Below are 13146 nucleotides of genomic sequence, written 5' to 3'. Positions count from 1 at the left end.
CGCCGACCCGGCGATCGGCGCCTACCACCAGTTCAACGGTGAGAAGCCCGAAGGCGTACTCCTCAACCGGTACAACGCCTTCGCCGCGTTCTCGTCGCTGCCCCTCAAGAACCCCTACGGGGGGCATCTCGCCCCGGCGAACAACGGAAACACCGCGGCACTCAACCAGGCCGGCCTGTTCGATCCCACTCCCCGCGTCGAGACCCACCTGGTGAACGGCGTCGGCACCTATGTCCAGGTGCCCCTTCTGAGCTCCTGACCCGGGTGCCGGTCCGGCATGACGAAGGTCCGCAGCGGGTGAGCTGCGGACCTTCGCCGTGCCTCGGCCCGGACCTCGCCGTGCCCTACCCCTTGCCCGGTGGCTGCGTGGGCGTGGCGGTCAGGCGGTGGCGGAAACCGGCCTGTCGGCGGCGTCGGTGTCGGCGGACGGCTGCCCGGCCGGGGCGGTGCCGGTGGACCGCCGGGCGCCCTTGAGCAGGACCACCAGGGCCGTCGCCACGAGCGTGCCGGCGGCGATCGCCAGCAGGTAGAGGAACGGCTCCCCGATCAACGGGACGACGAAGACGCCGCCGTGCGGGGCGCGCAGCGTCGCGCCGAAGGCCATGGACAGCGCACCGGTCACCGCGCCGCCCGCCATCATCGACGGGATCACCCGCAGCGGGTCGGCGGCGGCGAACGGAATGGCGCCCTCGGTGATGAAGGAGGCCCCAGCACCCAGGCCGCCCTGCCGTTCTCCCGCTCGGTCCGGGTGAACAGCCTGCTCCGTACGGTCGTGGCGAGGGCCATGGCCAGGGGCGGGACCATCCCCGCCGCCATGACCGCCGCCATGACCTTCAGACCGCCGTCGGTCGGATCGGCGAGGCCGCCGACCGCGAAGGCGTACGCGACCTTGTTCAGCGGGCCGCCCATGTCGAAGCACATCATCAGCCCGAGGACGATGCCGAGGATCACCGCGTTGGAACCCGACAGTCCGTTCAGCCAGTCCGTGAGCGCGTTCTGCAGGGAGGCGATGGGCTTGCCGACGACGATGTACATCAGGAAGCCCACGGCCGCCGAGGCGATCAGCGGGATCACCAGGACCGGCATGATGCCGCGCAGCGTCGCGTGCACCGGTATCCGTTGGATCGCCATCACCACGGCGCCCGCCAGCAGACCGGCGACCAGACCGCCGAGGAACCCGGCGTCGATGGTGAGCGCGATGGCTCCGCCGACGAACCCGGGCACCAGGGCGGGGCGGTCCGCCATCCCGTACGCGATGTAGCCCGCCAGCACCGGCACCAGGAAGCCGAAGGCCGCGGAGCCGATCTGGTTGAGCAGCGCCGCCCAGCTGTCCGCCTCGCCCCAGACGAAGTGGTCGGCGACCGACTCGGCGCCCGCTGTCTCGTAGCCGCCGATGGCGAACGAGAGGGCGATGAGCAGGCCGCCCGCCGCGACGAACGGCACCATGTAGCTCACGCCGGACATCAGATAGGTCCGCAGCCGGATGCCGAAGTGCCCGACATCCGCGCCGGGCGTGCCGTCCGCACCCGGCTCCGGGGCCTTCCCGCCGTCCGGTGCGCCGGAGACCTCACCGCGCTCCGCCTTGCGCCGCGCCTCGGCGATCAGCTCGGCGGGCCGGTTGACGCCCGCCTTCACACCGACGTCGACGAGCGGCTTCCCGGCGAAGCGGGCCTTGTCCCGCACCTCGACGTCGTGCGCCCAGACGACCGCGTCGGCCGCCGCGATGACGGCCGGGTCCAGCTTCCGGAAGCCGCCCGAGCCCTGGGTCTCCACGGTCACCTCGACGCCCTCGGCGCGGCCCGCCGCCGTCAGGGACTCGGCGGCCAGATAGGTGTGGGCGATGCCGGTGGGGCAGGAGGTGACGGCGACGATCCGGAAGGGACGACGCCCCGCGGGAGAGGACTCCGGTGCGCCGCCCTCCCCGGACGGCTCCGCGGCCTCCTGTCCCGGCTCGGCGGCCGGGCCTTCGGCGGGGCCTGTCGCGGTCTCCTCGCCCCGGAGGAGGGCGGCCACCGCGCCGGGCTCCTCGGCGGCGCGCAGGGCGGCGGTGAACTCCGGGTCCATCAGCTTGCGGGCCAGGCCGGACAGGATGCTCAGGTGATCCTCGTCGGCCCCGGCCGGGGCCGCGATCAGGAAGACCAGATCCGCCGGACCGTCGGACGCGCCGAAGTCGATGCCCCGGGCGCTGCGCCCGAACGCCAGCGTCGGCGCGTTGACGTGTTCGCTGCGGCAGTGCGGAATGCCGATGCCGCCGTCGAGTCCGGTGGGCATCTGCGCCTCACGGGCGGCGACGTCCGCCAGGAAGCCGTCGAGGTCGGTGACGCGGTGCGCGGCCACCATCCGTTCGGCGAGCGACCGCGCGGCGGCCTCCTTCGTGTCGGCGGACAGATCGAGGTCGACCAGTTCCGCGGTGATCAGTTCACTCATCGCGGTGCTCCTTGCTGAGGGGCCGCCCTGCGGCGGATCGGAGTACGGGTATCGGGGAAGGCGGGCGGGGCGGCGGTCCGCCGGGCCGGGGCGGGCCGGCGGTCATGGGGCGGGTTCCGTCAGCGGACGGTCCACCGGCACGTCGGAGGTCGTCACGACCGCCGGCAGATCGAGGTCGGCCGGGCGCGGCATGATGCTGCCCGCCAACTGCACCGCGGCGGCACCGTGCGCCACGGCGGCCGTCAGCGCCCGGGGGCCTCTGCCCCCGGCGGCGAGGAAGCCGGCGAGCGAGGCGTCGCCCGCGCCGACGTTGCTGCGCACGGTCCGCACGGGGGCGGTCGCGAAGTACGCGCCCGACGCCTCCACCAGCACCTGCCCATCGGCTCCCAGGCTGGCGAGGACCGAGCGGGCGCCCCGTTCCCGCAGTTCACCCGCGGCGTCCACCGCGTCGCCGACCGTGAGCAGCGGGCGGCCGACGGCCTCGGCCAGCTCCTGGGCGTTGGGCTTGATCACGTCGGGCCCTTCCCGCAACGCGGCCGTCAGCGCCGCGCCGGACGTGTCGAGCGCGATCCTCGTACCGCCCCGGTGGCTCCGCGCGACCAGCCGCGCGTACCACTCGGGCGCGGTGCCGCGCGGCAGGCTTCCGCAGCACGCGATCCAGTCGGCGTCGGCCGAGCGGGTCCGGACTGCTTCGAGGACGTCCTCCGCCTCGGATGGACCGAGTTCGGGCCCGGCCGCGTTGATCTTGGTGACGGTGCCGTCGGGCTCGACGAGCGTGACGTTGATCCGGGTGCTCCCGGCGATCGGCACTCCGGCGGCCTCGATGCCGTGCTCCCCGAGCAGCCGGGCCAGCAGCGCGCCCTCCGCCCCGCCCATCGGGGCGACGGCGACCGTGCGGCCCCCGGCGGCGGCGACCGCGCGGGACACGTTGATCCCCTTGCCGCCGGGGTCGACGCGATCGGCAGCGGCCCGCAGGACGCCGCCGCGGACCAGCTCCGGCAGCTCGTACGTCCGGTCGAGGCTGGGATTGGGGGTGACGGTGAGGATCATGCGCGTACTACTTCCGTGCCCCGGCTCTCGATGGCGCGGGCGTCGTCGGGGCCGAGGCCCGTGTCGGTGATGAGCAGGTCCACGTCGGCGAGGTCGCCGAAACGGGCGAAGTGCTGCTGCCCGAACTTGCCCGAGTCCGCCAGCAGCACGACCCGGCGGGCGGCGGCGACCACGGCCCGTTTCACCGCGGCCTCGGCCAGGTCGGGCGTCGTCAGGCCGCTGTCGGAGGAGAACCCGTTGGCGGCGAGGAAGACCACATCGGCCTTGATCTGCGCGTACGCCCCGAGCGCCCAGGCGTCGACCGCCGCGCGTGTGCGGTGCCGTACCCGGCCGCCGACCAGGTGCAGCGCGATTCCCGGGTGGTCGGCGAGACGGGCCGCCACCGGCAGCGCGTGCGTCACCACGGTCAGCGCCGCGTCGAGGGGGACGGCGGCGGCGAGCCGGGCCGTGGTGGTCCCCGCGTCGATGATCACGCTGCCGTCCGCCGGCAGCTCGGCGAGCGCGGCGCGGGCGATGCGGTCCTTCTCGTCGGCGGCGACGGAGTCGCGCTCGGCCAGATCCGGCTCGAAGCCGAGCCGCCCGGCCGGAATCGCCCCGCCGTGCACCCGGCGCAGCAGTCCGGCCCGGTCGAGCGCCTTGAGGTCGCGCCGGACGGTCTCGGCGGTCACCTGGAACTCCTCGGCCAGCGACAGCACATCGACCCGGCCGCTCTCCTGGGCGAGCCGCAGGATCTCCTGCTGTCGCTCCGGTGCGTACATGTGACTTCGTTTCCGTTTCATGCCCGAGTCTGTGGTTTCGCGCCCAGGTTACGGATGGGCCCCAGGAAAGTAAACACGATCGGGCGAGGTCGGACGGAAACGAGCGGAAACGGGCACCGGAGCCGGATGAGCCAGGAGCGGGCAATCGGGACCGGACAGGCACCGCTGAGCGCCCGGCACCCGGAACGCGGGGAGGCCCGGGCAGGACGAAGGGGCGCACCGTCGAACGGTGCGCCCCTTCGTGGACCGGTTCACGACGAGCCGGTGGCGTCCTCGCGCAAGGGGCGGGCCAGCAGCGGCGCGCCGAGGACCTGGTGGCCGCCGCTGGCGAGCATGCGCACCTCTCCCCGGTCGCTGATCTCGGCGCGGACGATCCCGGTGTCGTCCTCGTACACCGGGAATCCCCCTGCTCCGGCCCGGTCGGTCAGGTGAACCGTGACCACGTCGTCCTCGGCGCCGGACAGGGGGAAGACGAGCTCGTAGCGTTCCGTGCGATCCATGAAGGCCTCCCGGCCGGGCCGTGACGGAGTGCGGCCCTGACCCCATTGTTTCCCACCGGGGCTTTCGCCGCCCGAGGAGAGGCGCGGGGCGGTCCGCGCACCGCGACCGCCAACGGGCGGACCCTCCCGGTCGATCGGGTGACTCCGACCGGTAGGACAACATGACTGCGTGTGGTCGGGGCTAGTCATGCCTGTATGAGACTTGAGCCCCGACGAACGAACCGTTCCACCCTCCGTTCGCGCCGCCTCAGGGCCGGCGGAGCACTCTGTGTGGCCGCGGCCACCGCCCTGGTGACGGGTTGCGGTCAGAGCGCGGACAGCTCGACGTCCGCCGTCACGTCCGAGGCCGCGAAGGTCCTGCCGCAGAAGACGGCGACACCCTCGGCCGGCGCGAAGCTGACCCAGGCCCAGCTGGAGCGCAAGAAGGTCCTTTCCGCCACCAAGGTCACGTTCACCAGGGCCGCCACCACCGCGGTCGGCGAGGTCGCCGGGGGCAAGCTGGTCGAACTGGACCTGGAGGGCCTGGACGACGAGAGCGCACGGCCCAGCGCTTCGGCGAGCACGAGCGCGTCGGCCTCCGCGTCCGTCTCCGTCTCCGCGTCCGTCTCGGCGTCCGCCAAAGCCTCCGCGTCCGCCAAGACCTCCGCGAGCGCGTCCGTCCGCGTGAGCGGCAGCGCGAGGCCGTCCGGGACCGGATCCGCGAGCGCGAGCCCCGGAGCCACGGGCCCGGTCTGGGTCGCGGAGGTTGCGGAGAAGAACGGGACGATCCACGTCGTCCGCATCAACGCGGTGAACGGCAAGGTCATCGACGCCCGCGTGGACGCGGACCAGGACGCGGACGAGAAACGCGAGACCGCGCAGTGGCTCGCCAAGGCGACGCAGACGCCCCAGCAGGCCGCCAAGGTCGCCACCGAGAAGAAGAAGGGGACCGTCACCTCGGTCGACCTGGGCTACGCGAGCAAGCGCGTCGTCTGGTCGGTCGACGTGGTCGGATCCGACTGGAAGAAGACGACCTTCGACGTGGACGCCAAGAACGACACCATCGTCCGCGAGCAGACCGACAAGAACTGACCGGATCCGCAGACCGCAGGTCCAGCCACGCTCCCGGCCCCGCCCCCGGGAGACCGTCGCACCCGCGCACACCCGGGAGCGCGCCCGGAAGGGCTGAGCCGGACACCGGCTCAGCCCTTCCGGGCGTCCACCCGCCTCACGTGCGCGGCGCCCGGCGGTCGAGAAGCCGGCAGACGAGGTCCGCCGTCCGGTCCGTCAGGAGGGGAGCGGACGCTCCAGCGCATGGGCGAGGCCCCGCTCGGCGTCGTCGGCCGAGGCCCGGCGGTAGGCCCGCTCGTAGGCCGTGTCCCCGGCGGCTTCCCGGGCCCGGCGCTCCCACTGCTCCCGGATCGCTCCCAGCTCCGGGGTGCCGCGATGGGGGTGGCCGATCATCCGCCAGTACGTGTGGCCCGTTCCGGAGGTCCGGGCGGCGGTGACGCCGTCACCCCGGGCGGCGATGGCCCCGGCCAGCAGGTCGAGGCCGAGCGCGATGCCGAGGCTGTCGTGCAGTTCGTGCTTGCTCGCGAGCATCGCGCGGGCGTGGTCCTCCGCGTGGCCCGGGCGGCCCTGCAGCAGGTGGATGAGTGCGAGTTGGTGATCGGCGTAGGCGCGTCCCCAGTGCTCGCCCACGCGCAGGCTTATCCGCTGGAGCCGGGTCGCCTCCTCGTACGCCTCGTCGAGGCGGCCGAGCGCCGACAGGGCGAACAGGCGTATCACCCGGCACCGCAGCTGCGAAGGGGCGTCGGCCGGGTCGCCGGGGTGGTCGCGCAACGCGCGGTCGCTGACCGAGTGCGCCGTCTGCGGCCGGCCCATCATCAGATAGGTGAAGCTCATGGAGTGGGCGGCCAGGAGCGCGGCCTCGGCGTCCCGGTCGAGCCGGGCCGCCTGCTCGCACTCCTCGCCGATCCGGCGGGCCGCCTCGTGGTCGCCCTGGAGGGTGAGCGTGATGCCCAGGGCCCAGAGCGCGCGGGTGCGGTGCACCCCGGCGGAGAGCGGCAGGGCCAGCACCCGTTCCAGGTACGTACGGGCCTCGTGGAGATGGCCGCAGCAGCTCCAGAACAGACCGGCGCACCCGGCCATCTCCATCGCCTTCTCCGGATCCTCGACCAGGAGGTGGTCCAGGGAGGCGCAGAGGTCGGGATGGGTCCCGGCGATCCTGCGGTACCAGGCGACCTGCGCGGGACCCAGCCAGCCGGCGTGCGCCTCGACCGCGACCCGCGCGAAGTGCCGGGCGTGCCGGTCGGCGACGAGCGCGTCCTCCGCCAGCTCCGCGAGCCACATCGCGCCGTACTCGCGCAGCGTGTCCAGCATGCGGTAGCCGTCGTCGGTCCGCCGGAGCACGGACTGCTCGGCCAGGCTCTCCAGCGCGGGCGCGACCGCGTCGACGCCGAGCGGCCCGCCCCCGCAGACGGCCTCGGCGTCGGCCGTGGTGATGACGCCGCGGAAGACGGAGAGCCGCGCCCACAGCAGGCGTTCGAGCGGGGTGCACAGCTCGTGGCTCCATCCGATGGTGGTGCGCAGCGCCCGGTGGCGGCGGGGCCAGAGCGTCTCGTCGGTGAGGGCGTCCAGCCGCGAGGCGAGCCGCTCGGTGATCTCCCGCGCCGTGCGCTCGCGGAGCTGGGCGCAGGCCAGTTCGACGGCGAGCGGTATGCCTTCGAGGCGTCGGCAGATCTCGGCCACGGCCGCCGCGTCCGCCGGGCCGTCGAGCGGCAGACCGGGGACGACGGCGGCGGCGCGGTCGCGGAAGAGCAGGACGGCTTCGTCGCCGTCGTCGCCCGCGGAGAGCGGGGCCACCTCGACGCCGTACTCCTCCTCGGCTCCCAGCGGCTGCCTGCTGGTCGCGAGGACGGTCAGCCCCGGCGCGGCGGCGAGCAGTTCGGTGACGAGCTGACGGCAGGGCCCGACGACCCGTTCGCAGCAGTCGAGGACGAGCAGCAGACGCCGTTCGGACAGCCATTCGCACAGAGCCGCCACCGGTCGGCGCGGGCTGTGGTCGAGCAGCCCGACGCCGTCGCAGACCGTGGTGGCGAGCAACTGGTCGTCGTGGAGATGCGACAGGTCGGCCCACCACACGCCGTCCGGGTAGTCCCTCCGGACGTGCTCGGCGAGACGCAGGGCCAGCCGGCTCTTGCCGACCCCGCCGCTCCCGGTCAGAGTGACCAGCCGATGTTCTCGAAGTGCCCGTGCGATACCGACCAGTTCGCTGCCGCGGCCGACGAAACTGGTGGTCACGACGGGAAGGTTGCCCATCACGGAGGACATCCTGCCTTCCCCTACCTCACCGCTTCCGTTCATAGCGAAAAGCAGTCAGAAACGGCCGACAATGCATCATGCTCGATCGTTGATGGTCGCCAAGTGAACGGCGTGACGAAAGGGTTCAGAGTACGGCAGCCAGGTGTCCCAGTGCTCCGACCGGATCCGGTCCGACGGGGGCGAGGACCGCGTCCGTGACTCCGGCGGCCCGCAGCGCGTCGAGGCGGGCGCGGGCCTGCTCCGGCGTCCCGGCCACGGCGAGCCGCGCGACCCAGGCGTCGGGCATCCGGCGCGCGAACTCCTCGCGGCTCGCGCACCCGGCCCGCAGTCGAGCCAGCTCCTCGGCGAACGGGAGCGGGGCGATGTGGGCGTGCCAGTCCGGCTCGCCGATCCACTCCAGACCGGGCCGGGCGGCGGCCAGCGCGACGGCCGGGTCGCGGTCCACGGAGCCGATGTTGTACGCGACCAGGCGGTGGTCACGGGTGGCGGCGATGTGGCCCAGCGCGGCGCGGGCGTACTCCGGCGTCACCGGCTCGGCGAGGATCGTCCCGTCGGCCACCTCGCCCGAGACGCCCAGCGACCTGGGACCGCGGACGCCCGCCAGGATGTCGGGTACGACGTCGGGCAGAGCGCACTTCTCCAGCCCGACGCCGTCGAGGCGGACGTACCGCCCACGGACTTCCGGGCGCTCGCCGCGCAGCAGCGCGCGCAGGGCGTGGACGTACTCGTGGAGGAACGTGAGCGGGCTGCGGGGCCACTGGCCGACGCTGCGCATCCAGCCGGGCATGCCGTGCCCCACGCCGACATCGATACGACCGGGGAAGAGCTGGGCCAGCGAGGCGACTTCGAGCGCCGCGAACGCCACGTTGCGCGCGCCCGCGGGCAGCAGGCCGATGCCCACCCGTATCCGTTCCGTGGAAGCCAGCACGGCGGCGGCCTGGGCGATCCCGCCGCGGAACCCGAGGTCCTCCACCACCCACACCGAGTCGAATCCCAGCTCTTCGGCACGGCGCGCGAACGGCAGGATCCGGTCGGCGGGCAGATCGCGCGGCAGCAGCACACCGGTGGCGGCGGGAGTGGCGGGGGCAGGCACAGGGACGCTCCTCGGATCGACGTGGGGCGAACATAACGAACTCGGTGAACGCCGCACCACCTTCGCGGACGCGGACGCGGCGCGGCTGCGGCTCGGGCCTGCTCGGCCGCCGCTTCTGCTGCTGCCGCCGCCGCCGTCCGGGCCGGGCGGCGTTGTCACACCCCTGCGCTACGTTGCTGCCATGACGCACTTCGTACTCGTAGCAGGTGCTTGGCTCGGCTCGTGGGCCTGGCGCGACGTACTGCCCGACCTGCGCGCCGCCGGGCACGACGCCCACCCGCTGACGCTGTCCGGACTGTCCGACCGGCAGGGCGAGCCGGCCGGACAGCAGACCCACGTCCAGGACATCGTCGATGAGGTGGAGCGCCGCGACCTGCGCGACGTCGTCCTGGTCGGACACAGTTACGCGGGCATCCCGGTCGGCCAGGCGGCGCAGCGGATCGGCGAGCGGTTGGCGCGCGCGGTCTTCGTCGACGCCAACGTCCCGCACGACGGGGAGTCGTTCGTGTCGGGATGGCCGGACGGCCGCGCGTCCGTCGAGGCGGCCATCGCGGAGCACGGGGGTTTCTGGCCTCCGCCCGCGGCCGAGGACTACGACGGCCAGGGCCTGACCGGCGAGCAGATCGCGCGGATCGTGTCCGGTTCGACACCGCACCCCGGCACCACGCTCACCGAACCGGCCGTCCTCGCCCGCCCGTTGGACGAGCTGCCGGCGACGTACGTCAAGTGCCTGCTCGACGGCCCCGAGCCGGGCGACGACGTGGCCGCGCTACTCAAGGGGGAGACCTGGCGGCTGGTCACACTGGAGACGGGGCACTGGCCGATGTTCTCCCGGCCGCGCGACCTCGCCGGTGTCCTCCTGGGCGCGGCCGGGGACGGGCGCTGATGATGAGCGCCGCACCGAGGCCGGAGCAGCTGCCCGGGTCCGAGCCGAGGCCCGAGCACCCGGAGATCACCTACATCGCGTGCGCTCGCTGTGGCACGCAGATCGCGGGACTCGACGGCCGGTACGCCTGCTCGGGCTGCGGCTGGGTGAACGAATGGACCGAGGGTCACCGTCCCCTGCCGGCCGCACGGCGAGGCCGGCAGCGGGGCCCGTCGAGCACGTGACGTTCCGCGGGAGACCGTCCCGGCGGACGACACCATGCCGCGATGCGACGGCGTCACCGTCCTCACGGCCCACCCGGACGGAATCGCGGCGGCCGTCGCCCAGCACGTACACTCGCCCCCGCCTTTGCCGACCGGCAGGGGATATCCGCACCCGATGACACGAGGACACACGAACATGAGCTCCGCAGACAGGACCGACGCACCGATCTACGCCAGCCTGGTGGAGGAACAGGGAGACGTACCCGCCGAGGTGCGCCGGGTTGCCGAGGAGGTCCTGCGCGACGCGGACCGCGCGATCGACTTCGGCGGCGTGCGCACGCCCGCGTCCTTCCGCTAGGAGGTGTCCAGCGGCCCGACCCCGGACCGCGCGCCTTCTCCGGAAGGGCATGTCCATCACGAGACGATCAACCTCGTGCGACCACTGCTCTGTTCTTGCGTCAACAACGCGGTGGTTTTCTGAGGACGGCTGTCGGCAGCGGCGGGTGAGGCCGCGGCCACCCGTATCTCCGTCCGAGCCCCGAGGTCGCTGAGCGGCCTCCCGCCTGTCGGCACCGCGAACGGCGCACCGCCGGCTCCCGGTCGCTCGTGCGCCTGTTCTGAGAGCGCTCCCGGACCGACGCCGGTCCCTCGGTCCTTTCCCGTCGGACAGGCCCCTACGACTCCCGTCGAACAGACGTCTACGACCTTCTCGCCGTCCTCGCCGACGTCCTCGCCGCCCCGCGAGTGGATGGAGGCGGTGAAGTGCCGGCTGCCCTGGTTCCGGGTTCTGTGCCCGGCGAAGCCGACGAGCCGTCGCCGAGCGCCGCGATGGGACGCGGCGGGCCGACCGCCCGGGGACAGGGCCGTCCAACTGTCTGCCGGACGGGGGAGGAGAAGCGGCCCGGATGCGGTCCGCCGGCCCCGGCCCTCAGGAAGCCTGGCTCAGGGCGGGGTCGGTGCGCCAGACGACGGCGAGTTCGGACAGGGGTACGCCGAGCACTTCGCTGAGCCGGACGATGGTGCCGAACGCGGGCGTCGGCAGGCGGCCGGTCTCGATCTTGCGAAGGGTCTCCGGCGAGATCCCCGCCTCCAGCGCCACGTCGCCGGGGCTGCGTCCGGCCCGGGCGAAGCGCAACGCGGCTCCGAGACGTCGGCCCGCCTCGATCTGTTCGGGGGCGAGCGGATGGCGAACCATGCGCACATGCTAGAGCGGCGGTCCGTCCAGCGGCAACCACTCCACCACCTGGTATAAAAATACCCCTGGTATAAATATACCTACCCGGTCGCCCGGAGAAATCGAGGATCGCAGTGATCGAGCACAAGACTCCCGCAGACATCGAGCGCATGCACGTCACGGGGCGGTTCGTCGGGCAGGTGCTGGCCGAGCTCGGTGAGCTCGCCGCAGTGGGAGTCGACCTGATGGACCTGGAGCATCACGCGCGCCGCCGGATCGCGGAGCGCGGTGCGGAGTCCTGCTACTGGGACTACGAGCCCTCCTTCGGCAAGGGTCCGTTCCGCAACGTGGTGTGCCTCTCGGTCAACGATGCCGTGCTGCACGGATTGCCCCACCGCTACAAGCTCCGCGACGGAGACCTGCTGAGCATGGACATGGCGGTGAGTATCGACGGCTGGGCCGCCGACTCGGCCCACTCCGTCGTCGTCGGCACCCCGGCCGCGGAGGACCTGCGGCTCATCGAGGCCACCGAGGTCGCCCTGGAAGCCGCGATCAAGGTCGCCCAGCCCGGCAACAGGCTCGGGGACATCTCGGCGGCCATCGGCGCGGTCGCCGCCGAGTACGGCTACCCGGTCAACCTGGAGTTCGGCGGCCACGGGATCGGCCGCACCATGCACGAGGACCTGCACATCCCCAACGACGGTCGCCCTGGCCGTGGTTGGAAGCTGCGCCCCGGTCTGACGATCGCGATCGAGCCCTGGTTCGCCGCCGGCACCGACAAGATCGTCTACGACCCCGACGGCTGGACGATCCGCTCGGCCGACGGCTCGCGCACCGCTCACTCCGAGCACACCGTCGCCATCACCGAGACCGGCCCGCTCGTGCTCACCAGGCGCCCGCGGAGCGAGGCGCGGCGGGCCCGCTGAACCGAAGGCCCGCAGGCGAGGATTCACGCCCGGTCCGCCGCCCGCCCCTCCCCGGCCTTCCCGGCCTCACCGGCAGCGTCCTCCAGACGCCGCCGGTAGGCCTGCCACCAGGCGGCGTCGCCCGGGGCCATGTTGTCCAGCCCGGCTCGCAGTCCGACCGTCCCGTCGACGAGCTCCCGGAGGATGTCGGCGTGCCCGGCATGCCGCTGGAGGTCGGAGATCACGTGCACCAGGATCTGGTGCAGCGTCACCGCTCTCCGCTCCTCCGGCCACCATCTCACCCGGCCGGCCGCGTCGAGCGGCAGCTCCTCGACGGTGCGGTCCGCGTGCTCGGCCACCCGGCGGTAGAGACCGATGATGTCCTCCCGCGACTCGTCGGCGGTCGCCCACATGTCCTGGTTCGGCTCGGCGTCGTCCGCGAAGGCCGGCGCCGCCTCGCCGAACGGTCTGCCGAACGTCTCGCCGAAGTACCCCAGCTCCACCCCGGCGGCGTGCTTGACCAGGCCCAGCAGATTGGTCCCGGTCGGGGTCATCGGACGCCGGGCGTCGTACTCCGCGACTCCGTCGAGCTTCCACAGCAGGGCCTCGCGAGCGGACCGCAGATAGCGCTGGAGATCGGCCTTGGCCGGTGATCGCGTCATGCGGGCAGTGTGCCACCGCCCACTGACAGCCCCTGTGCGCCTCCGGCCACTGACAGGCCCCGGTGGCGGCCGCCCGGTCACCTGCACGCCCCTGTACTCCGAGGCGGCGCATCCGACCCGGGACGACCCGGGACGCCTGGGAAGGACCCGGAACGACCCCGAACGACCCGGGGCCGGGCACACGA

General features: G+C 73.2%; 12 protein-coding genes and 1 pseudogene. 5 read left to right on the top strand and 8 right to left on the bottom strand.

What is annotated here, in order from left to right; all coding sequences use genetic code 11:
* A partial coding sequence (locus EES43_RS30450) for a hypothetical protein (protein ID WP_164493092.1) occupies positions 1–259 on the top strand: 259 nt, incomplete at its 5' end.
* A 120-nt stretch (positions 260–379) separates the two neighbouring features.
* Here EES43_RS30450 and EES43_RS00855 read toward each other — a convergent pair.
* The 4 genes and pseudogenes from EES43_RS00855 to EES43_RS00840 all read right to left on the bottom strand — a co-directional run bounded on the left by EES43_RS00855 (position 380) and on the right by EES43_RS00840 (position 4735).
* Positions 380–2427 (bottom strand): annotated as a pseudogene (locus tag EES43_RS00855) (fructose-specific PTS transporter subunit EIIC).
* Positions 2428–2529: 102 nt separating this feature from the next.
* A complete protein-coding gene (gene pfkB / locus EES43_RS00850; RefSeq protein ID WP_124266842.1) occupies positions 2530–3477 on the bottom strand; it encodes a 1-phosphofructokinase in 948 nt (315 codons plus the stop codon).
* Positions 3474–4235 carry a DeoR/GlpR family DNA-binding transcription regulator gene (locus EES43_RS00845; protein WP_124266841.1) on the bottom strand — a complete coding sequence of 254 codons (762 nt, stop codon included), beginning with the start codon at positions 4233–4235 and terminating at the stop codon, positions 3474–3476. The genes pfkB and EES43_RS00845 overlap by 4 nt, the downstream gene beginning before the upstream one ends.
* A 251-nt stretch (positions 4236–4486) precedes the next feature.
* Positions 4487–4735, bottom strand: coding sequence for a DUF6296 family protein (locus EES43_RS00840; protein ID WP_124266840.1), 249 nt, complete (start codon positions 4733–4735; stop codon positions 4487–4489).
* Positions 4736–4930: 195 nt separating this feature from the next.
* Between EES43_RS00840 and EES43_RS00835 the strand changes: the two genes are divergently transcribed.
* Complete coding sequence (locus EES43_RS00835; RefSeq protein WP_124266839.1) at positions 4931–5806, top strand: PepSY domain-containing protein; 876 nt, start codon at positions 4931–4933, stop codon at positions 5804–5806.
* 195 nt (positions 5807–6001) lie between these two features.
* Here the strand turns inward: EES43_RS00835 and EES43_RS00830 are convergent, their stop codons facing one another.
* The gene (locus EES43_RS00830) at positions 6002–8035 is read right to left on the bottom strand and encodes an ATP-binding protein (RefSeq protein ID WP_124271730.1); all 2034 of its coding nucleotides are present in this window, start codon (positions 8033–8035) and stop codon (positions 6002–6004) included.
* Between the two features lie 127 nt (positions 8036–8162).
* Complete coding sequence (locus EES43_RS00825) at positions 8163–9131, bottom strand: LLM class flavin-dependent oxidoreductase (protein WP_124266838.1); 969 nt, start codon at positions 9129–9131, stop codon at positions 8163–8165.
* 181 nt (positions 9132–9312) lie between these two features.
* Here EES43_RS00825 and EES43_RS00820 point away from each other — a divergent pair, with 181 nt between their 5' ends.
* Both EES43_RS00820 and EES43_RS30445 read left to right on the top strand, forming a co-directional pair.
* Positions 9313–10017 (top strand): alpha/beta fold hydrolase, encoded by a 705-nt coding sequence (locus EES43_RS00820; RefSeq protein ID WP_124266837.1) that lies wholly within the window; start codon positions 9313–9315, stop codon positions 10015–10017.
* 399 nt (positions 10018–10416) lie between these two features.
* Positions 10417–10578, top strand: a complete 162-nt coding sequence (locus EES43_RS30445) for a hypothetical protein (protein WP_164493091.1) — start codon at positions 10417–10419, stop codon at positions 10576–10578.
* Between the two features lie 570 nt (positions 10579–11148).
* On the opposite strand, the gene EES43_RS00810 is transcribed toward EES43_RS30445, so the two are convergent.
* Positions 11149–11415, bottom strand: coding sequence for a helix-turn-helix domain-containing protein (locus EES43_RS00810; protein ID WP_124266836.1), 267 nt, complete (start codon positions 11413–11415; stop codon positions 11149–11151).
* Positions 11416–11528: 113 nt separating this feature from the next.
* On the opposite strand from EES43_RS00810, the gene map reads away from it, so the two are divergent.
* Complete coding sequence (gene map, locus EES43_RS00805) at positions 11529–12320, top strand: type I methionyl aminopeptidase (protein ID WP_124266835.1); 792 nt, start codon at positions 11529–11531, stop codon at positions 12318–12320.
* Between the two features lie 23 nt (positions 12321–12343).
* Here the strand turns inward: map and EES43_RS00800 are convergent, their stop codons facing one another.
* Positions 12344–12961: a DinB family protein gene (locus tag EES43_RS00800; protein ID WP_124266834.1), complete on the bottom strand. Its 618-nt coding sequence runs from the start codon at positions 12959–12961 to the stop codon at positions 12344–12346.
* Positions 12962–13146: the final 185 nt, after the last annotated feature.

Origin of the sequence: Streptomyces sp. ADI96-02 (assembly GCF_003846185.1) — a bacterium.
Taxonomy (GTDB): Bacteria; Actinomycetota; Actinomycetes; order Streptomycetales; family Streptomycetaceae; genus Streptomyces.
Note: the sequence above shows the minus strand (reverse complement) of the source record. Positions and strands in the feature narration are given on the sequence as shown.

Coding starts and splice junctions, on each gene's coding strand:
- pfkB (WP_124266842.1), bottom strand. CDS start 3,477: ATGATCCTCACCGTCACCCCCAATCCCAGCCTCGACCGGACGTACGAG.
- EES43_RS00820 (WP_124266837.1), top strand. CDS start 9,313: ATGACGCACTTCGTACTCGTAGCAGGTGCTTGGCTCGGCTCGTGGGCC.
- EES43_RS00835 (WP_124266839.1), top strand. CDS start 4,931: ATGAGACTTGAGCCCCGACGAACGAACCGTTCCACCCTCCGTTCGCGC.
- EES43_RS00810 (WP_124266836.1), bottom strand. CDS start 11,415: ATGGTTCGCCATCCGCTCGCCCCCGAACAGATCGAGGCGGGCCGACGT.
- EES43_RS30445 (WP_164493091.1), top strand. CDS start 10,417: ATGAGCTCCGCAGACAGGACCGACGCACCGATCTACGCCAGCCTGGTG.
- EES43_RS00840 (WP_124266840.1), bottom strand. CDS start 4,735: ATGGATCGCACGGAACGCTACGAGCTCGTCTTCCCCCTGTCCGGCGCC.
- EES43_RS00830 (WP_124271730.1), bottom strand. CDS start 8,035: ATGGGCAACCTTCCCGTCGTGACCACCAGTTTCGTCGGCCGCGGCAGC.
- EES43_RS00845 (WP_124266841.1), bottom strand. CDS start 4,235: ATGTACGCACCGGAGCGACAGCAGGAGATCCTGCGGCTCGCCCAGGAG.
- EES43_RS00800 (WP_124266834.1), bottom strand. CDS start 12,961: ATGACGCGATCACCGGCCAAGGCCGATCTCCAGCGCTATCTGCGGTCC.